This window comes from Streptomyces sp. NBC_00443 (assembly GCF_036014175.1).
Classification (GTDB): Bacteria; Actinomycetota; Actinomycetes; order Streptomycetales; family Streptomycetaceae; genus Streptomyces.
The window spans coordinates 5,994,480-6,016,882 of the sequence record NZ_CP107917.1 but is presented as its reverse complement, the minus strand read 5'-3'; the positions used below and the strand labels follow the sequence as shown (position 1 = coordinate 6,016,882).

Annotated in this window: 18 protein-coding genes and 1 pseudogene; 17 read left to right on the top strand and 2 right to left on the bottom strand. The window is 71.1% G+C overall.

Annotated features, from left to right (window positions below):
• Nucleotides 1-97: 97 nt before the first annotated feature.
• From OHO27_RS27280 to OHO27_RS27270, 3 genes are read left to right on the top strand one after another with little or no spacing between them, the layout of a single operon-like run.
• A complete protein-coding gene (locus OHO27_RS27280) occupies nucleotides 98-631 on the top strand; it encodes a PadR family transcriptional regulator (protein WP_328427612.1) in 534 nt (177 codons plus the stop codon).
• Nucleotides 628-1,326, top strand: a complete 699-nt coding sequence (locus tag OHO27_RS27275) for an ABC transporter ATP-binding protein (RefSeq protein WP_328427611.1) — start codon at nucleotides 628-630, stop codon at nucleotides 1,324-1,326. The genes OHO27_RS27280 and OHO27_RS27275 overlap by 4 nt, the downstream gene beginning before the upstream one ends.
• Nucleotides 1,323-2,714 carry an ABC transporter permease gene (locus OHO27_RS27270; RefSeq protein ID WP_328427610.1) on the top strand — a complete coding sequence of 464 codons (1,392 nt, stop codon included), beginning with the start codon at nucleotides 1,323-1,325 and terminating at the stop codon, nucleotides 2,712-2,714. The genes OHO27_RS27275 and OHO27_RS27270 overlap by 4 nt, the downstream gene beginning before the upstream one ends.
• Before the next feature lie 101 nt (nucleotides 2,715-2,815).
• On the opposite strand, the gene OHO27_RS27265 is transcribed toward OHO27_RS27270, so the two are convergent.
• Nucleotides 2,816-3,352, bottom strand: a complete 537-nt coding sequence (locus OHO27_RS27265) for an HNH endonuclease (protein WP_031476758.1) — start codon at nucleotides 3,350-3,352, stop codon at nucleotides 2,816-2,818.
• A gap of 317 nt (nucleotides 3,353-3,669) precedes the next feature.
• On the opposite strand from OHO27_RS27265, the gene OHO27_RS27260 reads away from it, so the two are divergent.
• The 12 genes from OHO27_RS27260 (at nucleotide 3,670) to OHO27_RS27205 (ending at nucleotide 18,202) form a co-directional block, all read left to right on the top strand.
• A complete protein-coding gene (locus tag OHO27_RS27260) occupies nucleotides 3,670-4,764 on the top strand; it encodes a mechanosensitive ion channel family protein (RefSeq protein ID WP_328427609.1) in 1,095 nt (364 codons plus the stop codon).
• A gap of 148 nt (nucleotides 4,765-4,912) precedes the next feature.
• Nucleotides 4,913-5,530, top strand: coding sequence for a Uma2 family endonuclease (locus OHO27_RS27255; protein WP_328427608.1), 618 nt, complete (start codon nucleotides 4,913-4,915; stop codon nucleotides 5,528-5,530).
• Between the two features lie 37 nt (nucleotides 5,531-5,567).
• Nucleotides 5,568-6,848 carry an MFS transporter gene (locus OHO27_RS27250; RefSeq protein WP_328427607.1) on the top strand — a complete coding sequence of 427 codons (1,281 nt, stop codon included), beginning with the start codon at nucleotides 5,568-5,570 and terminating at the stop codon, nucleotides 6,846-6,848.
• A gap of 160 nt (nucleotides 6,849-7,008) precedes the next feature.
• Nucleotides 7,009-8,220 (top strand): ROK family transcriptional regulator, encoded by a 1,212-nt coding sequence (locus OHO27_RS27245; protein WP_328427606.1) that lies wholly within the window; start codon nucleotides 7,009-7,011, stop codon nucleotides 8,218-8,220.
• Between the two features lie 94 nt (nucleotides 8,221-8,314).
• A complete protein-coding gene (locus tag OHO27_RS27240; RefSeq protein WP_443059609.1) occupies nucleotides 8,315-9,676 on the top strand; it encodes an ABC transporter substrate-binding protein in 1,362 nt (453 codons plus the stop codon).
• An 8-nt stretch (nucleotides 9,677-9,684) separates the two neighbouring features.
• Nucleotides 9,685-10,626, top strand: a complete 942-nt coding sequence (locus tag OHO27_RS27235) for a carbohydrate ABC transporter permease (protein WP_328427605.1) — start codon at nucleotides 9,685-9,687, stop codon at nucleotides 10,624-10,626.
• Between the two features lie 2 nt (nucleotides 10,627-10,628).
• Nucleotides 10,629-11,519 carry a carbohydrate ABC transporter permease gene (locus OHO27_RS27230; protein ID WP_328427604.1) on the top strand — a complete coding sequence of 297 codons (891 nt, stop codon included), beginning with the start codon at nucleotides 10,629-10,631 and terminating at the stop codon, nucleotides 11,517-11,519.
• 90 nt (nucleotides 11,520-11,609) lie between these two features.
• Nucleotides 11,610-12,875 (top strand): 6-phospho-beta-glucosidase, encoded by a 1,266-nt coding sequence (locus OHO27_RS27225; RefSeq protein WP_328427603.1) that lies wholly within the window; start codon nucleotides 11,610-11,612, stop codon nucleotides 12,873-12,875.
• Complete coding sequence (locus OHO27_RS27220; protein ID WP_328427602.1) at nucleotides 12,866-13,837, top strand: N-acetylglucosamine kinase; 972 nt, start codon at nucleotides 12,866-12,868, stop codon at nucleotides 13,835-13,837. Before OHO27_RS27225 ends, OHO27_RS27220 begins: the two co-directional genes overlap by 10 nt.
• 344 nt (nucleotides 13,838-14,181) lie before the next feature.
• Nucleotides 14,182-15,660: a hypothetical protein gene (locus OHO27_RS27215; RefSeq protein WP_443059608.1), complete on the top strand. Its 1,479-nt coding sequence runs from the start codon at nucleotides 14,182-14,184 to the stop codon at nucleotides 15,658-15,660.
• A gap of 14 nt (nucleotides 15,661-15,674) precedes the next feature.
• Nucleotides 15,675-16,769 carry a glutamate ABC transporter substrate-binding protein gene (locus OHO27_RS27210; RefSeq protein WP_443059607.1) on the top strand — a complete coding sequence of 365 codons (1,095 nt, stop codon included), beginning with the start codon at nucleotides 15,675-15,677 and terminating at the stop codon, nucleotides 16,767-16,769.
• A gap of 101 nt (nucleotides 16,770-16,870) precedes the next feature.
• Nucleotides 16,871-18,202, top strand: a complete 1,332-nt coding sequence (locus OHO27_RS27205; RefSeq protein WP_328427600.1) for a hypothetical protein — start codon at nucleotides 16,871-16,873, stop codon at nucleotides 18,200-18,202.
• A 45-nt stretch (nucleotides 18,203-18,247) separates the two neighbouring features.
• Here OHO27_RS27205 and OHO27_RS43195 read toward each other — a convergent pair whose 3' ends face one another.
• Entirely contained in the window at nucleotides 18,248-18,568 is a 321-nt protein-coding gene (locus OHO27_RS43195) for a hypothetical protein (protein WP_443059606.1), read from the bottom strand.
• Here OHO27_RS43195 and OHO27_RS27200 point away from each other — a divergent pair.
• Both OHO27_RS27200 and OHO27_RS27195 read left to right on the top strand, forming a co-directional pair.
• Entirely contained in the window at nucleotides 18,543-20,771 is a 2,229-nt protein-coding gene (locus OHO27_RS27200) for a tetratricopeptide repeat protein (RefSeq protein ID WP_443059605.1), read from the top strand. The genes OHO27_RS43195 and OHO27_RS27200 overlap by 26 nt on opposite strands.
• Before the next feature lie 3 nt (nucleotides 20,772-20,774).
• Nucleotides 20,775-22,354 (top strand): annotated as a pseudogene (locus OHO27_RS27195) (protein phosphatase 2C domain-containing protein).
• Nucleotides 22,355-22,403: the final 49 nt, after the last annotated feature.

The window sequence follows — 22,403 nt, the reverse complement described above, 5'->3', positions numbered from 1 at the left end:
TTCTGTTCCGCACATCCTGTTCCGTTCCTGCGGTTTTCCAAGCTTTCTTGCTGATCACTATTCACTCAGTACATGTACTCAGTACATAATGATCCGCATGAGCACCCGCCACATCCTGCTGGGGCTGCTCGCCACGGGTCCGAGCCATGGCTACGACCTCAAGCGACGCCACGACGAACGCTTCCCGCAGGCCCGCCCACTGGCCTACGGGCAGGTCTACACGACCTTGCAGCGACTGGTCCGAGACAGACTCGCCGAGATCGACGGCACCGACTCGGACGGCGGCCCGGAGCGCACCATGTACCGCGCGACGGACGACGGCGCGCACGAACTGGCCCAGTGGGCCGGGGAGATCGCGCCGCCCGCGCCGTTCGTGACGAACGAGATCTTCGCCAAGGTCGTCGTGTCGATCCTGTCCGGCGGCGACCCCGAGGCCTATCTGCGCGCCCAGCGTGCCGCCCACATGGAGCGGATGCGGCAGCTCACGGCGGTCAAGACCGCACCGGGCACCGATCTCGCGACCGTGCTCTCGGCGGACTACGCCCTCAACCACCTCGACGCCGACCTCCGTTGGATGACGACCACGGCGGCCCGGCTCACCACCCTGACCGCGGAGGTCGACGCAGTATGAGCAACCCAGGGGGAAACCCGGTGCCGCTTCTGGCGGCCCGTGACCTCGTCAAGGCGCACGGCAGGACAGAGGCCCTGCGCGGCGCCTCCGTCGACCTGCGGGCCGGCGAGATCCTCGCCCTCACCGGCGCCAGCGGCAGCGGAAAGTCGACACTGCTGCACTGTCTGTCCGGCATCGTCCGCCCGGACACCGGCTCGGTGACGTACGACGGGGAGCGGCTGGACCGGTTGCCCGAGGAGCGGCTGAGCGAGCTGCGGCGTACGGAATTCGGCGTGGTCTTCCAGTTCGGGCAGCTGATCCCCGAGCTGACGGCCCTGGACAATGTCGCGCTGCCGCTGCTGCTCGCGGGTGCCCGTCGGCAGGAGGCGCAGGCGCAGGCCGGTGAGTGGCTGGAGCGGTTCGGGGTGCGCGGGCAGGAGGAGCTGCGGCCCGGCGAGATGAGCGGCGGCCAGGCCCAGCGGGCGGCCCTGGCGCGGGCCCTGGTCACCGGCCCGAGGATCGTCTTCGCGGACGAGCCGACCGGGGCGCTGGACTCGCTTGCGGGCGAGCAGGTGATGACGGCTCTGACGCACACGGCCCGCGAGTCGGGCACGGCGGTGCTGCTGATCACGCACGACGCCCAGGTGGCGGCGTACGCGGACCGCGAGGTACGACTGGCCGACGGCACCGTGACGCCACTGGGGGTGGCGGCATGAGGAACCGGCGGAACCGCCTGAGCGCCGACCTCCGGCTGGCCTGGCTGCTCACCCGAGGGTCCGACCGGCGGGAGTGGTGGCGGGTCACGCTGACGGCGGTGGGGGCGGGGGGCGCGACGGGGATCGGGCTGGCGGTCGCCACGCTCGCCGCGGTGGACGGGCAGTACTCGGTGTCCTTCGGCGCCGGGCTCCTCAACCAGCCCAGCGACCGGCGGGGCGTGATCGCCGTGCTGCTGATGCTGCTGGTGCCGGTGCTCGGGTTCCTCGGGCAGTGCGCGCGGGTGGGTGCGGTGCACCGCGACCGGCGCCTGGCCGCACTGCGGCTCGCGGGGGCCGCGCCCGCCCAGGTGCGGCGGATCGCGGCCCTGGAGGCAGGGCTGGCCTGTCTGGCCGGGTCGGCCGTGGCCACCGTCTTCTGCGTCCTGATACTGCTGCGCGTGTGGCAGGCCCCCGAACCCATGGCGTGGCTCGGCATCGCCCTGGTCGCCGTGACCGTCCCGGTGCTGGGCGCCGCCGTGAGCACACTGTCGCTGCGGCGTGTGGTGGCCTCGCCGCTGGGCCGGGTACGGCGGGTACGGCCGACGCGTGGTCCGGGGCGGGTGTTCGGGCTGGTCACCGGGCTGCTCACGCTGCTGGTGGTGTGTGCGGCGGTGGTGATCGCCGCGACGCCTTACCGCGCCAATCGCCTGGGCTTCACCGTCGTCCCGTTCACGGTCTGCACCGTGACCCTGCTGATCGCGGCCGCCTCACTGTGGCTGGCCGGTTCGTCCTCCCGGCGCCTGGGCGAGGCCTTCGCCGCCCGGGCCCAGCGCCCGGCACTGCTGATCGCCGCGGCGCGGCTGCGCGACGACCCGTGGGCGGCGGCCCGTACGCATGCGGGCGTGCTGGTGGTCACGGTCGTCGGCGCCGGCTTCGTGGGCGTCCGTGAGGTGCTGCTCGCCGATCTGCGGGCCATGCGCCGCGACGGTCGGCTGGGCATGAACATGGAGTACTACACGAACGGCCTCGGCCTCACGGGCGCCGCGATCCTCCTCGCCCTCGTCCTCGTCCTGTCGGCGCTGGCCGTCGGCACCGCCGAGTCGCTGGCCACCCGGCGCCGGGGGCTGGCCGCACAGGCAGCCGCCGGTGTGCCGAGCGCGGTGCTGCGGCGGGCGCTGCTGCTGGAGACCGCGCTGCCGCTGGCACCCGCGGTCGCGGTGGCGGGCCTCGGCGGCATGACGATCAGCGCGTGGTACGCCTCGGTCACCTCGGAGCACACGGTGCCGGACGTGCCGTACCTGGCCCTCGTGGTCCCGCTCGCCGTCTACGCCGCCTGTCTGCTGGCCGCGGCCACGTCCCTGCCGTTGCTGCGGCGATCGGTGCGGCCGGCGGAGCTGCGGTACGTGTGAGACGGCCGTGCGGCCGCGTGAACGGACGGCCCCGGGGTCACGGGGGACCCTCGGGGCCGGAAGCCGGCCGCCGCATGCCAGGTATGCGAAGGCCCGGGTCGTCAGGCGGAAATGCCGTCGATCCGGGCCATGGCGTCCTCGGCGCCGTACGGTTGCAAGTACGGCAGCCAGCGTGGGTCCCTATGTCCGGTGCCGATGATGCGCCAGGCGAGACCGGTGGGTGGAGCGGGTTTGTGGCGCAGCCGCCAGCCGATTTCGAACAGATGTCGGTCGGCCTTCACGTGGTTGCAGCGGCGGCAGGACGCCACCACGTTGTCCCAGACGTGCTTGCCCCCGCGGCTGCGCGGAATGACATGGTCGACGCTGGTTGCGACGCCACCGCAGTACATGCACCGGCCCCCGTCGCGCGCGAAGAGCGCCCTGCGGGTAAGAGGAACGGGCCCCCGATAGGGAACCCGGACGAATCGCTTGAGCCGGACCACGCTGGGTGCGGGGACTGTGACGGTTGCGCTGTGCATGAAGGCGCCGGACTCCTCGAGGCATACGGCCTTGTTCTCGAGGACGAGGACGAGCGCGCGGCGGAGCGGTACGACGCCGAGCGGCTCGTACGACGCGTTGAGGACCAGGACATGCGGCACGGATGCCTCCTTGGGCGTCGGCGGCGCGTGGCTCGCGCCGGGACGATCTGTAGTCAGTCTCCCCTCTCGCCTGGTGAAAGCGCCACCATGTCCCGGTAACGGGCTGAGAGTGTTTTCGACCACATCTGATTCATCCCCTGGGCGATGAACGGTTCATCCCACCAGTTCATCCCCACGTGGGCACGATTCCTCCCTCGAACATGGCGACGATCCACACACGATGCCCCGTTAGTGTGGTGGGTCTGCCCCGCCGGTGACCCTTTCGTGACCTTGACCATCTACCGACGGGGCGGGCCGCTGCACTGGAGGTACCTGCCGTGTCCCTGTCCGCCGTCCTACAGGCCGCCGGCCCTACGCCGTCGCCAACCCCCTCGGGGACGACCACCCCGGCGGTTCCCACGATCAAGGACGCTCACGAGAGTGCGACCCAGGCAGCGACCTGGGTCGAGCAGAACTGGTCGACCTGGCTCGCGATAGGCCTGAGGGTCCTGCTGATCCTGGCCATCGCTGCGGTGCTGAGAGTGGTGATCCGGCGGGCGATCACCAAGCTCATCGACCGGATGAACCGCACCGCCCAGGCGGTGGACGGCACGGCCCTCGGCGGCCTGCTCGTCAATGTCGAGCGCCGCCGCCAGCGCTCACAGGCGATCGGCTCGGTGCTGCGTTCGGTGGCCAGCTTCGTGATCATGGGCACGGCCGCCCTGATGGTCCTGTCCGCCTTCGAGATCAACCTCGCCCCGCTGCTGGCCTCCGCCGGTGTCGCGGGCGTCGCGATCGGTTTCGGTGCCCGCAACCTGGTCACGGACTTCCTCTCCGGCGTCTTCATGATCCTGGAGGACCAGTACGGCGTCGGCGACACGATCGACGCGGGCGTCGCCGCCGGCGAGGTCATCGAGGTCGGCCTGCGCGTGACCAAGCTGCGCGGCGACAACGGCGAGATCTGGTACGTCCGCAACGGCGAGGTCAAGCGCATCGGCAACCTGTCCCAGGGCTGGTCGACGGCCGGCGTGGACGTCACCGTCCGCTCCTCCGAGGACCTGGACAAGGTCAGGAGCACCATCGACGCGGTCGCCGAGCGGATGAGCAAGGAAGAGCCCTGGAACGAGCTCCTCTGGGGCCCGATCGAGGTCCTCGGCCTGGACAGCGTGCTGCTGGACTCGATGGTCGTACGCGTCTCGGCGAAGACGATGCCGGGCAAGTCCCTGACCGTCGAACGCGAACTGCGCTGGCGCATCAAGCGCGCCTTCGACGCCGCCGACATCCCGATCGTCGGCCGGGCTCCCCTGGCGCTGGGGGACGAGGCCGTGGCCGACCCGACGGCGGGCATGGCGGCCCCCTCGGCCTACGCCAGCACCACCTCTCCGCAGTCCGTTGCGGCCACGCCGCTGACGCCGCCGAGCGTGACGAAGTAGGTCCGGGATCGCGGGAACGGTTCAGCACACTCGTTCGAGTGAACGGTCGGGGCATTCCGGCGCGGGGAGCGCACGGGGTGCCCCATCGTTCAGCCGGGGCACCCGGTGCGGGCTTAGCCTGGCATCAGCATGACGAGGAGAACCAGGGATGAGTGCCGAACCCATCATGGAGACGGTCATGACGCAGGACCCCATCGATCTGTTGATCGCGTTCGAAGAAGCGTCCGTGGCGCCGATTCGACCCGAGTACGTCGAGGGGACGGTCATCGTGCCGCCGCAGCCGGACTACAACCACAGCAAGGGTGCTGTCGGACTCACCCTCCAGCTCCACATGGCCGGACTGGACTTGGCAGGCATGGGCATGGGATTCCGTGCCGCACACCAGGACGGCAGCACCATGGCTCTGGTGATTCCCGACTTCTACGTCCTGCACCGCGAGCCCACCGAACTGGATGACTCGTACCTGAGGATGCACAAGGGCTGGTACCCCATCGACATGGTCGCGCTGGTCGGCGAGGTCACGTCCACCAACCACGCGATCGACACCGGCGCCAAGCTGGCCACGTACGCCGCCGCGGGGATCTCCGTCTACGCCCTCGTCAACCGCAACACCAAGACCGCCCACTGCTACACGGAGCCGGTCCTGCCCGGCGGCGACCCCGCCCAGGCCTACTACGACACAGACACCAAGGTCGACCTGGGCGAACCCCTCCCCCTCCCCGCCCCCTACCCCACCCTGGACACATCCCCCTTCCTCCAGGACTGAACAGACCCCCCCACCGGCCTGGAGTAGGGTCCGGACGGTGACGGGCGGGCGGGGGCTGGGGCGGGCGTTCGGGTGGCTGTGGGCGGCGTACGCGGTCAGCGCGTTCGGGACACGGCTGGCCTTCGACGCCTTCGCGTTGATCGCGGTCGTCGTGCTGCACGCCGGGGCGACCGAGGTCGCGCTGCTGGCGGCTTCGGGCCTCGCGGTGGGGGCCGTGGTCGCGGTGCCGCTCGGAGCATGGGTGGAGTTCCGCCGGAAGCGGCCGGTGATGATCGCGGCGGACCTGATCCGGTGTGCGGCACTGCTGAGCATCCCCGCCGCGTTCGCGCTGGACGGACTCTCCCTCAGCCAGTTGCTGGTGGTGTCCGTGGTGGTGGCCACGGCGGACATCACGTTCGGCGCGGCGAGCGGCGCATATCTGAAGTCCCTGGTGCCGCCGGAGGACCTGCTCGTGGCGAACGGCCGCTTCGAGGCCACGACCTGGACGACCACCGCACTCGGCCCACCGCTCGGCGGGGTCGCGGTCGGTGTGTTCGGCCCGATGACGACGGTACTGGTGGACGCGGTCAGCTATCTGCTGTCGGCACTGGGAATCCGGGCGATCGGCGGCAAGGAAGGGCAGCAGAGGAAAGGGCAACAGAGGGTGAGGCCGGAGACGGTACGGCAGCGGCAGACGCGCCCTGACACCCCCTCAGGCCTGCGGATGAGCGACCTCCAGGCCGGCTGGCGGCACATCCTCGGCCACCCCACCCTGCGCCCGCTGTTCCTCAACACGGTCCTGGTCAACGCCCTGATCATGGCGCCGGCCCCGCTGCTCGCCGTCCTGATGCTCGGCCAACTCGGCTTTCCCCCCTGGCAGTACGGCCTCGCCTTCGCCGTGCCCTGTCTGGGCGGCCTGCTGGGCTCACGCCTGTCCCGGCGCCTGGTCGCCCGGCACGGCCGGCGCCGGGTCCTGCTGACCGCGGGGACCCTGCGCGCCGTCTGGCCCGTCGGCCTGGCCTTCATCGGGCCGGGCACGCCGGGCCTGCTCCTCGTCATGGCCGTCGAGTTCGGCCTGATCACCTGCATCGGCGTCTACAACCCGGTGCTCGCCACCACCCGCCTCGACCAGACCCCGCCGGACCGCACCACCCGCACCCTGACGGCCTGGTCGATCACCGGCAAGACGGCGACCGCGGCGGCGACGGCACTGTGGGGCCTGCTGGCCGCGCTGACCGGCACGCGCGCGGCGATCGCCCTCGCCGGGGTCCTGCTGCTGGCGACCCCGCTCCTGCTCCCGCGGCGCGAGCTCGCGGCCGACCGCAGCGCCGTCAAGTAACGACTCTGTTGCCTGCCGGACCACCTCTCTTGACGCCGCCTTCCTGCCGGGCTTACTTTCCTCGGCAGCAGATAGGAAACTTTCCTAACAGTGATCCTGGATGGACTTCCCTCGTAGATCGCTGAGAAGCTGGTCAGCCGAAAGGCAGGTGTCGATCCCCATGGCAGGAACCGCCGGCACTCCGGGCACTCCGCGCGTCCTGCGCGCCATGAACGACCGTGCCGCCCTGGACCTCCTCCTGGAGCACGGGCCGCTGTCCCGCACGCGGATCGGCAAGCTCACCGGCCTGTCCAAGCCGACCGCCTCCCAGCTGCTGGCCCGCCTGGAGGCCGCCGGCCTCGTCCTGGCGACCGGCACCACGGAAGGCCGCCCCGGCCCGGGCGCCCAGCTGTACGAGGTCAACCCGGCCGCCGCCTATGCCGCGGGGCTCGATGTCACCCCCGAACGCATCCTCGCCGCCGTCGCCGACGTCACGGGCCGCACGGTCGGGTCGTACGAACTGCCCACCCCCGGCAGGCGCCCGGCCCAGCCCGTCGTCCGGCAGGTCACCGACACCCTGGACGGCGCGGTGAAGGCGGCGGGCCTCGCCCGCGACGACGTCCACCGGCTCGTCATCGGCACCCCCGGCGCCTTCGACCCCAACACGGGCCGGCTGCGCTACGCCTCCCACCTCCCCGGCTGGCACACCCCCGCACTCCTGGACGAACTCGCCGCGGCCCTGCCGATGCCGGTCGAGTACGAGAACGACGTCAACCTCGCGGCGGTGGCCGAGCAGCGGCTCGGCGCGGCCCGCGGCCACGAGGACTTCGTACTGCTGTGGAACGAGGGGGGCCTCGGCGCCGCCCTGATCCTCGGCGGCCGGCTGCACCGCGGCTGGACCGGCGGCGCGGGCGAGGTGGGTTTCCTGCCGGTTCCCGGAACGCCCCTGGTCCGGCAGGTCACCAAGGCCAACAGCGGCGGCTACCAGGAGCTGGCCGGTTCGCAGGCGATCCCCCGGCTCGCCCGCGAACTCGGCATCGGCAACATCCCGTCGACGCCGTACGCCGAGGCCGCCGCCACCCTCGTCGAACGGGCCGCCACCGAGGACAGCGACCCGCACCGGCTGCTCCTCCAGACCTACGCGACCCGGCTGGCCACCGGTCTCGCCTCGCTGGTCTCCGTCCTCGACCCCGAACTCATCGTCCTCAGCGGCGCCTCCCTCACCTCCGGCGGTGAGGTGCTGCGCGCCCTCGTCCAGTCCGAGCTGGAGGAACTGGCCGCGGCGCGGCCCAGGCTGGTCGTCGGCGACGTACGTGAACACCCGGTGCTGCGGGGCGCGTTGGAGAGCGCGCTCGCGACCACACGCGACGAGGTCTTCGACACCGCCCGCTGACGGCCCCGCTCCCCGGCTCGCCTCCTCCGCACCCCCTGACTCACCCCCCCGCCTTCCCTCACCCACCCCGTTCCCGCCCTTGGGAGACCTCGCCATGCCCGGAAAGTCCTGGAACGTCATACCCTCACCCACCCGCAAGACAGCCGCCGCCCTCGCCGCCACCGCCTCCCTGGCCCTCCTCGCCACGGCCTGTACCGGCCAGTCGGAGTCCGCCGCCACCGACGACCCCAACGCGAAGACGACGATCACCTTCTGGCACGGCTGGAGCGCACCCGCCGAGGCCAAGGCGATCCAGGAGAACGTCGACCGCTTCGAGAAGGCCCACCCGAACATCACGGTGAAGATCGTCGGCAACATCAACGACGACAAGCTCAACCAGGCCCTGCGCGCGGGCGGTTCCAGCGGCCCCGACGCGGTGTCGTCGTTCACGACCTCCAACATCGGCAAGTTCTGCTCCTCGGGCGCCTTCCTCGACCTGAAGCCCTTCATCGAGAAGTCGAAGCTCGACCTCGACAAGCTCATCCCGAAGCCGATGCTCGACTACACCCAGTTCGAGGGCACCCGCTGCGCACTGCCCCTGCTGGGCGACGCCTACGGCCTCTACTACAACAAGGACGCCTTCGAGAAGGCGGGCATCAAGTCCCCGCCGAAGACCTGGTCGGAGTTCGCGACGGTCGCCAAGAAGCTGACCAAGGCCAAGGGCGACAGCTACGAGCAGCTCGGCTTCATGCCGACCTACCACGGCTACGAGACGGTCGTGGACCACTACATGTCCCAGTGGGACCACACCTACTTCGACCAGGACGGCAAGTCCAACATCGCCAAGGACCCGGCCTTCGCCGAGATGTTCACGTACCAGAAGAAGCTCATCGACGACCTCGGCGGCTTCGCGAAGCTGGAGAAGTACCGCAACACCTTCGGTGACGAGTGGGGCGCCAAGCACCCGTTCCAGACCGGCCAGGTGGCCATGCAGCTCGACGGCGAGTGGCGCCTGGGCATGACCCAGCAGGCCGGCGTCGATTTCGAGGTCGGCACGGCTCCGATGCCCGTCGCCGACGACGAGGCCGACGAGTACGGCAAGGGCTTCCTCTCCGGCACGATCATCGGCATCGCCCCGCAGAGCAAGAAGCAGAACGCGGCCTGGGAGCTGGTGAAGTACCTGACGACCGACACCGAGGCCGTCGTCTCCTTCGCCAACGCCATCCACAACGTGCCCTCCACGTTCGCCGCCCTGAAGTCGCCCGCCCTGAAGGTGGACCCCGGCTTCAAGACGTTCCTGGACATCGCCCAGAACGCGCACTCGAACACGCCGCCGGCCTCCGTCAACGGCTCGACGTACCAGACGACCCTTCAGGACTTCGGCTACCAGTACGAGTCCGGCAAGGTGAAGGACCTGAAGGCAGGTCTGGAGAAGACCGCCAAGCAGATCGACACCGACATCGAGCAGGCGAAGTAGCGCCGTCGATGTCCACGCACACTCTCCGCGCGAAGCGCCGCAGGTCGGCGCTTCGAACGGTGGCCTTCCTGTCACCGTGGCTCATCGGTTTCGGCGTCTTCTTCGCCTACCCCCTGGTGTCCACCGTGTACTTCTCCTTCATGAAGTACGACGGCTTCGGCACACCGGTCTTCCGCGGCCTGGGCAACTGGGCCTACGTCTTCAACGACTACCCGATGTTCTGGCCGGCGCTGCGCAACACGCTCTGGCTGGTGCTGGTGATGGTCACCTGCCGGGTGGTGTTCGGCCTCGGCATCGGTCTGCTCATCACCAAGATCAAGACAGGGGCAGGCGTCTTCCGCACCCTGTTCTACCTGCCGTACCTCGCCCCGCCGGTCGCCGCGACCCTGGCCTTCGTCTTCCTCCTCAACCCCGGCACCGGCCCGGTCAACTCGGTCCTCGACGGCCTGGGCCTGCCGACCCCCGGCTGGTTCACGGACCCCACCTGGTCCAAGCCGGCGCTCACCGCGCTGGCGCTGTGGGGTGTGGGCGACCTCATGGTCATCTTCATGGCCGCGCTGCTCGACGTACCGAAGGAGCAGTACGAGGCGGCTGAGCTGGACGGCACATCCGCGTGGCAGCGCTTCCGCTACGTCACGCTGCCGAACATCTCGCCGATCGTGATGTTCGCCGTGGTCACGGGCGTGATCCAGACGATGCAGTACTACACGCAGCCGCTGGTCGCCGGAAAGGTCGCCTCCGGCATCATCGGCGGCTCCGGCCAGCAGTTCGAACCGGGCTACCCCGACAAGTCGACCCTGACCCTCCCCCAGCTCGTCTACAACCTCGGCTTCCAGCGCTTCGACTACGGCTCTGCCTGCGTGGTCGCCCTCGTGCTGTTCGCCCTCGCCATGGCCTTCACCGCGCTGCTGATGCGGCGCCGGGGCGGACTGATCCAGGCAGGTGACTGACCATGACCCAAGTACTGGACAAACCGGTGCAGTTGGAGGCCCCGACCACCGCCGAGCGCACGGCCCGCCGCCGGGCACTCCTGGAATGGATAGCGATCCACTCCCTCGGCCTCGCCGCCGCGCTCTTCTTCACCCTGCCCTTCGTGTTCGTCGTCCTGACCTCGCTGATGAGCGACCAGCAGACACTCACCCGCGACCTGGTCCCGGACACCTGGGCGTGGGGCAACTACGCCAAGGTCTTCGACACCCCCGGCTTCCTGACCTGGTGGAAGAACACCCTGCTCTACGCCGGCCTGGGCACGCTGCTCACCGTCGTCTCGTCGATCCCGGTGGCGTACGCGCTCGCCAAGTTCCGCTTCCGTGGCCGGAACCTGTCCCTGATGCTGGTCATCTCGATGATGATGCTGCCGCCCCAGGTGATCATCATCCCGATGTACCTGTTCTGGGCGAAGCAGCTGGACCTCTCGGGAACCCTGTGGCCCTTGATCATCCCGATGGCGTTCGGCGACGCGTTCTCGATCTTCCTCCTGCGCCAGTTCCTGATGACCATCCCGAACGAGTACCTGGACGCGGCCAGGGTCGACGGCTGCGGCGAACTGCGCACGCTCCTTCGGGTCGTCCTCCCCATGGCGAAGCCGGGCATAGCCGCAGTGGCCCTGTTCCAGTTCTTCTACGCGTGGAACGACTACTTCGGCCCCCAGATCTACGCGTCCGAGAACCCGGGCGCCTGGACGCTCTCCTACGGCCTGGAGTCGTTCAAGGGCGCCCACCACACCGACTGGAACCTCACCATGGCCGCCACGGTCCTGGTCATGGCCCCCGTGATCCTCGTGTTCTTCTTCGCCCAGAAGGCGTTCGTCGAAGGCGTCACGCTCACCGGAGTAAAGGGTTGAACCACACATGCAGCATCTCCCCGGGGGACAACCCCCGGACCCCCGGCCGATGATCACCGTCCCCCGCACCGGGAAGCGAGGCATCTCGCAGTGAAACTCACCGTGGTCGGCGGAGGCTCGACCTACACCCCCGAACTCATCGACGGCTTCGCCCGCCTCCGGGACACCCTCCCCATCGAGGAACTGGTCCTGATGGACCCGGCGAAGGACCGCCTGGAACTGGTGGGCGGCCTGGCCCGCCGCATCTTCACCCGCCAGGCCCACAACGGCAGGATCACCACCACCACCGACCTGGACGCGGCAGTGGACGGCGCCGACGCCGTCCTCCTCCAACTCCGCGTCGGCGGCCAGGCGGCCCGCGAACAGGACGAGACCTGGCCCCTGGAGTGCGGCTGCGTCGGCCAGGAGACGACGGGCGCCGGCGGCCTGGCCAAGGCCCTGCGCACGGTCCCGATCGTCCTCGACATCGCGGACCGCGTCCGCCGCGCCAACCCCACCGCCTGGATCATCGACTTCACCAACCCGGTCGGCATCGTGACCCGGGCCCTTCTCCAGGAGGGCCACCGGGCGGTCGGCCTGTGCAACGTGGCGATCGGCTTCCAGCGGAAGTTCGCGGCCATGCTCGACGTCCCGGCCTCCGAGATCCACCTCGACCACGTGGGCCTCAACCACCTCACCTGGGAGACGGGCGTACGCCTGGGCGGCCCCGAGGGCGAGAACGTCCTGCCGAAGCTCCTGACCGGCCACGGCGACACGATCGCCGCCGACCTGCACCTCCCCCGCCCCCTCCTGAACCGCCTGACCGCGGTCCCGTCGTACTACCTGCGCTACTACTACGCACACGACGAAGTCGTACGGGAACTGCGCACCAAGCCGTCCAGGGCCGCGGAAGTGGCGGAAATGGAACGCCAGTTGCTCACCCTCTACGCCGACCCGTCCCTCGACGAGAAGCCGGAGCTCCTCGCCAAGCGCGGCGGCGCCTACTACTCCGAGGCGGCAGTCGACCTTGCGGCAGCCCTGCTCGGCGGGTCGGGCAGCCCCTACCAGGTGGTCAACACCCTCAACAACGGCACGCTCCCCTTCCTCCCCGACGACGCGGTGATCGAAGTGCAGGCAGCGGTGGGCGCGAAGGGCCCGGCACCTCTCGCCGTACCGACCGTGGACCCGCTCTACGCGGGTCTGATGGCCCAGGTGACGGCCTACGAGCACCTGGCCCTGGAAGCAGCGCTGCACGGCAGCCGCGACCGGGTCTTCAAAGCCCTGCTCTCCCACCCCCTGATCGGCCAGTACGAGTACGCCGAAGCCCTCACCGACCAGCTGATCGCACACAACCGGGAGCATCTCGCGTGGGCCTGACCGCATGTGTCCTCGCCGTAGACGCGGGCAACAGCAAGACCGACGTGGCAGTGGTGGCCGCCGACGGAACCGTGCTGGCCACGGCCCGCGGCGGCGGCTTCCGCCCACCCACGGTCGGCGTGGAGCCGGCGATGGACACCCTGGCCGCGGCAGTCGAACAGGCCCTCACCGCAGCGGGCGTGACGTCCGCCGACCATGTCTCGGCATGCCTGGCCAACGCCGACCTCCCGGTGGAGGAGGAGCAACTGACCGCAGCCCTGCAGGCACGCGCGTGGGGCACGACCGTCGAGGTCCGCAACGACACCTTCGCGATCCTCCGCGCGGGCGTGCCGGAACCCCGCGGCGTGGCCGTCGTCTGCGGCGCCGGCATCAACTGCGTGGGCATGCGCCCCGACGGCCGTACAGCCCGCTTCCCCGCCCTGGGCCGCATCTCCGGAGACTGGGGAGGCGGCTGGGGCCTGGCGGAGGAAGCCCTGTGGCACGCGGCCCGGGCGGAGGACGGCCGAGGAGCGCCCACGACGTTGACCCACACGCTCCCCGCCCACTTCGGCCTGCCCACCATGTACGCCCTCATCGAGGCCCTGCACCTCGAACACATCGCCCCCACCCGCCGCCACGAGCTGACCCCGGTCCTCTTCACCACCGCGGCGGCCGGTGACCCGATCGCCCGCGATCTCGTGGACCGCCTCGCCGACGAAGTGGTCACCATGGCGACGGTCGCTCTGACCCGACTGGACCTCCTGGAGGAGTCCACCCCGGTGCTCCTGGGCGGAGGCGTCCTGGCTGCCCGCCACCCCCAACTGCTCGACACCATCCACGCCCTGCTCACCACCCGCGCCCCCAAGGCCGTCCCTCACGTGGTCACGGCAAGCCCGGTACTGGGCGCGGCCCTGCTGGGCCTGGACGCGGTGGGGGCACTCCCGGAGGTACACGTCCGACTCCGCCAACACTTCGAGCCGTAACCTCACCCCCACCAAAGTGACCGGCAGAGTGGCCGTGGTGGCGCACCCCGCGGCGCCGCACCCCCCGGCACGGCCCCGAGCCACCACACACCCGCAAGGCGCTACGCGCACCCCCACCGAAGCAGCCACAGGCCGCCGCAGGCATCGGCGCGCACCCTCTCGAACCTGGAACCGAACAGATTCCCCCGGCGTATTCATGGGCAGGGGGCTCGTGCACAGCGGTTTCGGTGTGCCGGGATTTCGGGATCCGCGCTGCGATCCGATCAAGATCCAGCGAAGGCCGGTGCGGATGTCAGTCCCGGCAGCGATACTTGCGGCACGGATGGCCACGGGGGAGGTCAACAGTGACACAGACGCCGAAGAGCAGCACGGCACCACCACCGGGAAACGACCCGGCACAAGGCGCACCCACCATGCCGTCCGTGCCGCCCCAGCCCGCACCCCCGGGCCGCCCCGCACCCCCCACCGCCATCGGCCGCCCCAACGCGCCGGCAACACCACCCCGCCGAACCGCCTTCGCCGAGGGCCTGGACCGACTCCGCGCAGCCGCCACCACCGAACCCGGCCGCCTCCGCATCATCGGTGCCCTCCTCGCCGCCCTCGTCATCGCCTTCGGCGCAGTAGCCGCCTGGCAGATGACCGACCGCGGGGCGGCCGCCGACGACGTCCTCAACCGCAGCCAGCCCCTCAGCTCGGACGCCGCCGACATCTACCGCTCCCTGGCGGACGCCAACACCGCCGCGGCCAGCGGCTACCTCGCAGGCCTGCAGGAAAAGCCCGCCATGCGCGAGGGCTACGAGAAGGACATCCGCACGGCCGCAGCGAAACTAGTCACCGCGGCAGCCAACTCCGAACCGGGCTCCCCCTCCGCGAAGACCATCGCGGAACTCAGCAGACTCCTCCCGGAGTACAAGGGCCTCGTGGAGACAGCAAGGGCCAACAACCGCCAGGGCTACCCCGTCGGCGGCGCGTACCTGCGCGCCGCGAACGAGATGATGCAGCAGAACATGCTGCCCAGGGCCGAAAAGCTGTACCAGACGGAGAACCAGCGCCTCAGCGAGGACTACGCGGACGCGAAGTCCTTCCCCTGGGCCGCCGCAGGCCTCGGCATCGTCGCCCTCGCCGCCCTCGCCTGGGCCCAGCGCCGCAACTACCGGCGCACGAACAGGGTCCTGAACCACGGCCTCGTCACGGCCACGGCCACGGCCACGGTGGTCCTGCTGTGGCTCGCCGTCAGCCACATGGTCGCCCGGGCAGGCCTGAACGACTCCTACGACCACGGCGTCCGCTCCCTGACTGTGCTGCACGAGGCCCGCATCGCCTCACTCACGGCCCGCAGCGACGAGAACCTGACCCTGGTCCGCCGCGGCGCGGACACGAGGACACTCGAAGACGACACGGTCGTCGACGCGTACGAGTGGGGCTACGACCAGCAGATCGATCAACTGGGCAACGCTCTCAACCGTGCCGAGGACCTCGCGGACGACGCGACCGGCAAGAAGCCCGTCCAGGACGCGAACAGCTTCATGAAGGTCTGGAAGGACCGCCACGACGTCGCCCGCGACGACAACAACAACGGCAACTACCAGGCCGCCCGCGACCGCGTCATCGGCGCCGCGAAGGAGCCGACGAGCGTGTGCTTCGACAACGTCGACAAGGCCCTGGCGGCAGCGCTCGCGCACGAACAGACCGAGTTCAAGCAGGCCGCGAGCGACGGCCGTGATTCGCTGACCGGCCTCCCGACCGGCGCCGCGGTCCTCGCGGTCCTGGGCGCGGCCGGCGCGGTCCTCGGCATCGGCCGCAGGCTGTCGGAGTACAGGTGAGAGGGGGCACGACGATGAACGCAAGCGATGACTCGGGTCACCTCCGGGGCACAGGGATCCGCACAGGCACCCCCACAGGCAACCTCTGGCGAAGCCTGCGCACCGGCCTGCGCGGCTGGGGCGGCGTAGCCGCGATGGCGCTGGTCGTCACCCTGACGGTGACCTTCGCCCTGCTGCTGCCCCTGTCCCAGCACCGCGACGACGACGCGGCCACCGCGGGCCAGGGCATCGCCCGGGTCAGCCAGGCGAAGGCGGAGGACTGCGAGAACCCGCAGGACCAGAGCCTGACCCCGTCCGGCGGGAACGGCGGCAGCCCGACCGTCGACGCCATCAAGGCCCGCAAGGACCGCCGCCTGATCGTCGGCGTCGACACCAACAGCTACCGCTGGGGCTACCTCGACCCGAACAACCCCTCCGGCGAGCTCGAGGGCTTCGACATCGACCTCGTCCACCGGATCGCCGAGGACATCCTCGGCGACCGCGACGCGGTGCAGTTCAAGGCCATCCCGACCAGCCGCCGTGTCGAGGCGATCCAGAAGGGCGAGGTCGACATGGTGGTCCGCACCATGACGATCAACTGCGACCGTATCGAGCAAGTCGCCTTCTCCGCCCCCTACTTCGTCACCGGCCAGCAGGTCCTGGCTCCCAAGACCTCGAAGATCACCGGCTTCGACAAGACCCTGGCCGGCAGGAAGGTGTGTTCGGCGCAGGGCTCCACGGCGTACGACAACCTGGAGGCGGGCCGCGAGTCCGGCGACCTCCCCGACTCCACCGACATCACGACCACCGTCCCCAACCAGCTCGACTGCCTGGTGAAGTTGCAGCTCGGCGAGGTCGACGCGGTCGTCACGGACGGCGCGCTCGCGGCCAGCCAGGCCGCGCAGGACCCGACGGTGGAACTCAAGGGCGGCCTGTTCACGGACGAGTACTACGGCGTGGCGATGAAACTGGGCTCCGACGATCTGGTACGCCAGGTCAACCGGACCCTGGAGAACTACGTCGAGGACGGCGGCTGGAAGGCGTCGTACGAGAAGTGGCTGCACCCGACCATGGATCAGGGCGACAAGAAGTCGGCGTCGGCGACCCCTCCCGACGCGAAGTACAAGTGACCGACCATCAACTGACGCACGATTGACGGGAACAGACGGAACGACCGCACCGGCACGAACAGACCGAACCGACGGAACACGACAGCAGCGAGAGGTGATCGATGGGCGTCACGGACCCCGCCGGGCCGGTGATGGACCGGGACGAGGTGGACCGTGCGCTGGCGCGGCTCGGCGCGGAGCACGAGGCGATCGAGACCTCGCTCCTCGCGCTGCAGGACCACGCGGGCCGCAGACTTCTCGAGGGCGCCGAGCTCACGGGCGTCACCAAGGAGCGGTGGACGACCGCGGAGGCGTCGATAACGCTGCTGTGGGCGTATTTCGACGCGTACACGGACGCGTTGCGCGCCGCCCGCGACATCCGTTCCCGGCGTCGCTGGTCCAGCCGCGAGGACCTGGTGGAACTGACGGAACTGCTGCGCGGCGAGTCGGTGACGCTGGCGGGCTCCGCGACGGCCACGGCCAACGCGCCGACACTGCACGGCAGTCCGGGCAAGCTCAGCGAACAGTTCACGCTCGTCACGCTCGTGGAGCGGATGAACGAGCTGTACGCGACGTCGCTGGACATGGTCGTGGCCGCCGACGCGGTGTGGTCGGCGCTGCCCGCCCGTATCGATTTACTGGCCGCGGAGCTCCAGCGCACCCGCCGCCTCGCGCACTCCGTCGGCGTACGCCCCGGCGAGCACCCGGCGGGAGACGACCTGGAGCGCATCACGCGCACGCTCACCAAGCTGCGCTCGGAAGTGGTGTCCGACCCGCTGGCGTACTGGGTTCCCACGCAGGGGAGTTCGGCGCCGGGGGGCGGCAGGCCGGACACCACGGTCTACGACCGCGAGGCGCGCGCCCTGGAGGACGTACGCCGTGAGATCGACGCGGTGTTGACGGTCCGTCAGGATGCCGAGCAGCGTCTGGTCCGGCTGCGTGACGTGCTGTCGCGCGCGGACCGTACGCTCGCCGAGGCCCGTATCGCGCGCGGCGAGGTGCTGGCGAAGATCGCCGCCACGGAGGTGCCGGTCGTCAGCGGCCCGCCGACCGTGCTGCAGGAGCAGCTGGCGACAGCCGCCGAGTACCGCAGACACGCCCAGTGGCACCGCCTGTCACCGCTCCTGGAGTCCCTGGAGGAGAAGGCGGAGGACGAACTGATGCGCGCCCGCGAGTCGTTGACCGCGGTCACCGCGCCCCTGGCGGTCCGCGCCGAGCTGCGCGGCCGCCTCGACGCGTACAAGGCGAAGGTGGCCCGGCACGGCCTGGCGGAGGACCCGTTCCTCATCGAGCGGTACGACGCGGCCCGCCGCATGCTGTGGAGCGCGCCCTGCGACCTGCGCGTCGCCGAGCAGGCCGTGCTGCGCTACCAGCACGCGGCCGCCGAACTGCTCGGCAGCGGGCGGGTGCCGGGGCCGCGCGCGCCCGAGGACCGGAGGGGGCCGGGATCATGAGGGTCAGGGGGGTGTCGTCGTCATGAGTCAGCCACAGCAGAGCTGTCAGCGACCGGACTGCGGCGGGACGTACGAGGACGTGGGCGGCGGCGAGCTGTACTGCGACACCTGCGGCCTCGCCCCGGTCGTCTCGGCGACCGGCACGGTCGGCTCGCCGCCCACCGGGGTGACGGCCGGCGGCAAGGCCTCGCGCGGGTCGGCGGGCAGCGGCAGCTCCCGCTCCAGCAGCCGCGGCAGCTCCCGTTCGTCGTCCCGTACGTCGTCCCAGTCGTCGAAGTCCCGGCGCTCGGTGTCGGGACGGCTGTCACGTTCGCTGTCGGGCCGTTCCACGGGCCGCTCGGTGTCGGTGCGCAGCTCCGGCTCCACGGCCGGCTCCAGCGGCCGCGGGCGGCTCGGCGTCGGCCTGGTCCAGGTCCCGGGCGTGCCGCGCCCCGACCCGCGCGCGATGGTGCTGGAGAACCCGGAGGTGCCCGAGCGCAAGCGGTTCTGCTCCCGCTCGGACTGCGGCGCACCCGTCGGCCGGGCCCGCGGCGACCGGCCGGGCCGTACGGAGGGATTCTGCACGAAGTGCGGCCACCCGTACTCCTTCGTCCCGAAGCTGAAGTCCGGCGACATCGTGCACGGCCAATACGAGGTCGCGGGCTGTCTGGCGCACGGCGGCCTCGGCTGGGTGTACCTCGCCGTGGACCGCGCGGTCTCCGACCGCTGGGTGGTGCTCAAGGGCCTGCTCGACACCGGCGACCAGGACGCGATGGCGGCGGCGATCTCCGAGCGGCGTTTCCTCGCGGAGATCGAGCACGCCAACATCGTGCGGATCTACAACTTCGTCGAGCACCTCGACCAGCGCACCGGCTCGCTCGACGGCTACATCGTGATGGAGTACGTCGGCGGCAAGTCGCTCAAGGAGATCGCCAATTCACGCCGTACCGGGACGGGCAAGCGGGACCCGCTGCCGGTGGAGCAGGCGTGCGCGTACGGCATCGAGGCGCTGGAGGCCCTCGGTCACCTGCACAGCCGCAACCTCCTGTACTGCGACTTCAAGGTCGACAACGCCATCCAGACCGAGGACCAGCTCAAGCTGATCGACATGGGCGCGGTGCGCAGGATGGACGACGACGAGTCGGCCATCTACGGCACGGTGGGCTACCAGGCGCCCGAGGTGGCGGACGTCGGCCCGTCGGTGGCCTCGGACCTGTACACGGTCGCCCGCACGCTCGCCGTCCTGACCTTCGACTTCCAGGGCTACACGAACGTCTACGCCGACTCGCTGCCCGACCCCGACAACATCGAGGTCTTCCACCGGTACGAGTCCTTCTACCGCCTCCTGGTCCGCGCCACCGACCCGGACCCGGCCCGCCGCTTCGCCTCCGCCCAGGAGATGACGGAGCAGCTCACGGGCGTACTGCGCGAGGTCGTCTCCCTGCAGACGGGCCGCGCGAGGCCGTCCCTGTCGACGCTGTTCGGCCCCGAAGTACGGGTCACGGACACCGTGTTGTTCCCCAAGCTGGACGGGGAGGTCTCGCGGTTGGGGGCGCGGGTGGCACCTGCCGGGAACGGGACCGCCGCGTCCGCCGGCGCCCCTGCGACCTCCCTGGCCGCCGGTGCCGCCGCGGGCGCCGGCATCGTCAAGGCCGTCGACGCCCCCGTCGCCGCCCTCGCACTGCCGGTCCCCCACGTCGATCCCGCGGACCCCAACGCCGGTTTCCTCGCCGGTCTGATGACCACCGCGCCGGCCGAGCTGCTCGGCGCGCTCGCCGCCGCGCCGGGGCCGTCGACCGAGACACGGCTGCGGCAGGTGCGGGCCTGGCTGGAGAACGGCGACACCCGCACCGCGCACGAGCAGCTGCTGGAGCTGGAGGACGAGCGGCCCGACGACTGGCGGATCGTCTGGTACCGCGGCGTGGCGGCGCTCGGCACCGGCGACCACGAGGGCGCCGCGCTCGCGTTCGACGCGATCTACGACGCCTTCCCCGGCGAGCCCGCACCCAAGCTGGCCCTGGGTCTGTGCGCGGAGGTGCTGGGCCAGCTGGACAACGCCGCCGAGTACTACCGCCTGGTGTGGTCCACCGACCCCAGCTATGTGAGCGCGGCCTTCGGTCTCGCCCGCGTCCAGCTCGCGACCGGCGACCGCAGCGGCGCCGTGGGGACCCTGGAGTCGGTTCCGGAGAGCTCCATCCACTACACGGCCGCACGCGTGGCGGCCGTCCGCGCCCGGCTGCGTCAACGCACGGCGGCCGCCGCCGACGTACCGTTCCTGGACGACCTGACCGCCGCCGCGGGCCAGGTCGAGGCGCTGGACGCGTATGGTCTGGACCCGGCGCGCCGGGAGCAGTTGTCGGCGGAAGTCCTCGGTTGCGCGCTGGACTGGATACTCTCCGGTGGCCAGGGTTCCGCCCCGCCTGCCGCCGCCGGAGGACGGACGCTGCTCGGCAGCGGCCTGGACGAGCGGGGACTGCGTTTCGGCCTGGAACGTTCGTACCGCACGCTGGCCCGGCTCGCGCGGGGCGGCGAGGAGAGGATCGACCTGGTGGAACGTGCCAACCGTTACCGCCCCCGGACGTGGGTGTAGTTGATGTCGCAGATGCCCCAGTTGTCCGCCTGCCCGAGCTGCGAATGGCCGCTCGAGTCGGGTGACCGTTTCTGCGGTGCGTGCGGATATGACCTGTCCGCCGTGCCGGTACGGCCGGACGACCATCCGACCGTCGCCATGAACGGCTCGGTGCCGCCCCCTGCCGCGGGCGCGCCCGACGCGGACTGGCCCGTCGCAGCGCCGGACGGCTCCGCCTCCGAGGCCGCCCATCTGCCGACGGACCTCCCCGGCACCGACTCCGGCGGCCGCGATCTGCCCCCGGGCACACCCCCGCCCCCGCAGGTGCCGCCGGCGGCGACCGCTCCCGACGCCGTGCACGGCACACCGTGCGTCCCGGCGCCCGGCAGCCACGGCGTCCCGGGCGCCTCCCCGGCCCCCGGGCACCAGGCACAGCCCGGCCACCACGCACCACCCGGTCACCCCACCGTCCCGGCGCCGGGCGGCCCCGCCGCGCCCAGCGGCCCGCACACGCCCCCCGCCCCCGCAGGCCCTCCGCCCCCGGCCGGCTCCCCCGACTCCCCGGCCTCCGGCGTCCGTTTCGACCGGCCCCCGGAGCCCGACGGGTACGCCGGTCCGGAGCCGGACGAGTACGCGCTGCAGGCACCCGACCCCCGCGTGTCCCCCGCCGCGCCGACCCCGCCCGAGGGCACCAAGGTGTGTGTGGCGTGCCGCGCGGGCCGTGTCGACCACGACGGGTACTGCGAGAACTGCGGGCACGCCCAGCCGCGCGAGCGCGACCACATGGAGCAGGACGCCGGCCCCGTCGCCGCCGTCAGCGACCGCGGCCTGCGCCACCACCGCAACGAGGACGCGTTCGCCGTCGGCTGCACCGCACTGCCCGACGGCCGGCCCGCGGTTGTGGCGATCGTCTGCGACGGCGTGTCCTCGGCGACCCGCCCCGACGACGCCTCGATGGCCGCCTCCCGGTCCGCGAGCGAGTCGCTGCTGGCCGCCCTGCCGCGCGGCGCACACCCGCAGCAGGCCATGCACGACGCGATCATCGCCGCCTCCAACGCGGTCAACGCCCTCGCCAACGAGCCGGCCACGGCCCGCGAGCAAGCCCCGCACCAGAACGCGCCGGCCTGCACCTTCGTCGGCGCCATCGTCACCGCGGGCCTGCTCGTCGTCGGCTGGGTCGGCGACAGCCGCGCCTACTGGGTCCCGGTGGACCGCAGCACTCCCCCGGCCCGGCTCACCGAGGACGACTCCTGGGCCGCGCAGATGGTCGCCGCGGGCCTGATGAACGAGGCCGAGGCGTACGCCGACGAGCGCGCCCACGCCATCACGGGCTGGCTCGGCGCGGACGCCTACGAACTGGAGCCGCACACCGCTTCCTTCAAGCCGGACCGGCCGGGTGTAGTGGTGGTGTGCACGGACGGGCTGTGGAACTACGCGGAGGCGGCCGACGACATGGCCGACGTCGTGCCCCTCGACGCCGCCGCGCGCCCCTGCACAGCGCCCAGGTCCTCGTCGGACACGCGCTCGACGGCGGGGGCCACGACAACGTAACAGTGGCCGTCCTGCCGTTCCCGGCGCCGCCGATGGGGGCAGGATCGGCCTGAGGCCAACTGCGGGGACGGCCTCATCGGACCGGAGGGGACCGGTCCGTCG

What these genes read in the sequence shown, in the direction of transcription:
- OHO27_RS27235 (WP_328427605.1), top strand. Translation starts at nt 9,685, where the DNA reads ATGTCCACGCACACTCTCCGCGCGAAGCGCCGCAGGTCGGCGCTTCGA.
- OHO27_RS27230 (WP_328427604.1), top strand. Translation starts at nt 10,629, where the DNA reads ATGACCCAAGTACTGGACAAACCGGTGCAGTTGGAGGCCCCGACCACC.
- OHO27_RS27210 (WP_443059607.1), top strand. Translation starts at nt 15,675, where the DNA reads ATGAACGCAAGCGATGACTCGGGTCACCTCCGGGGCACAGGGATCCGC.
- OHO27_RS27275 (WP_328427611.1), top strand. Translation starts at nt 628, where the DNA reads ATGAGCAACCCAGGGGGAAACCCGGTGCCGCTTCTGGCGGCCCGTGAC.
- OHO27_RS27240 (WP_443059609.1), top strand. Translation starts at nt 8,315, where the DNA reads ATGCCCGGAAAGTCCTGGAACGTCATACCCTCACCCACCCGCAAGACA.
- OHO27_RS27270 (WP_328427610.1), top strand. Translation starts at nt 1,323, where the DNA reads ATGAGGAACCGGCGGAACCGCCTGAGCGCCGACCTCCGGCTGGCCTGG.
- OHO27_RS27245 (WP_328427606.1), top strand. Translation starts at nt 7,009, where the DNA reads ATGGCAGGAACCGCCGGCACTCCGGGCACTCCGCGCGTCCTGCGCGCC.
- OHO27_RS27280 (WP_328427612.1), top strand. Translation starts at nt 98, where the DNA reads ATGAGCACCCGCCACATCCTGCTGGGGCTGCTCGCCACGGGTCCGAGC.
- OHO27_RS27205 (WP_328427600.1), top strand. Translation starts at nt 16,871, where the DNA reads ATGGGCGTCACGGACCCCGCCGGGCCGGTGATGGACCGGGACGAGGTG.
- OHO27_RS27255 (WP_328427608.1), top strand. Translation starts at nt 4,913, where the DNA reads ATGAGTGCCGAACCCATCATGGAGACGGTCATGACGCAGGACCCCATC.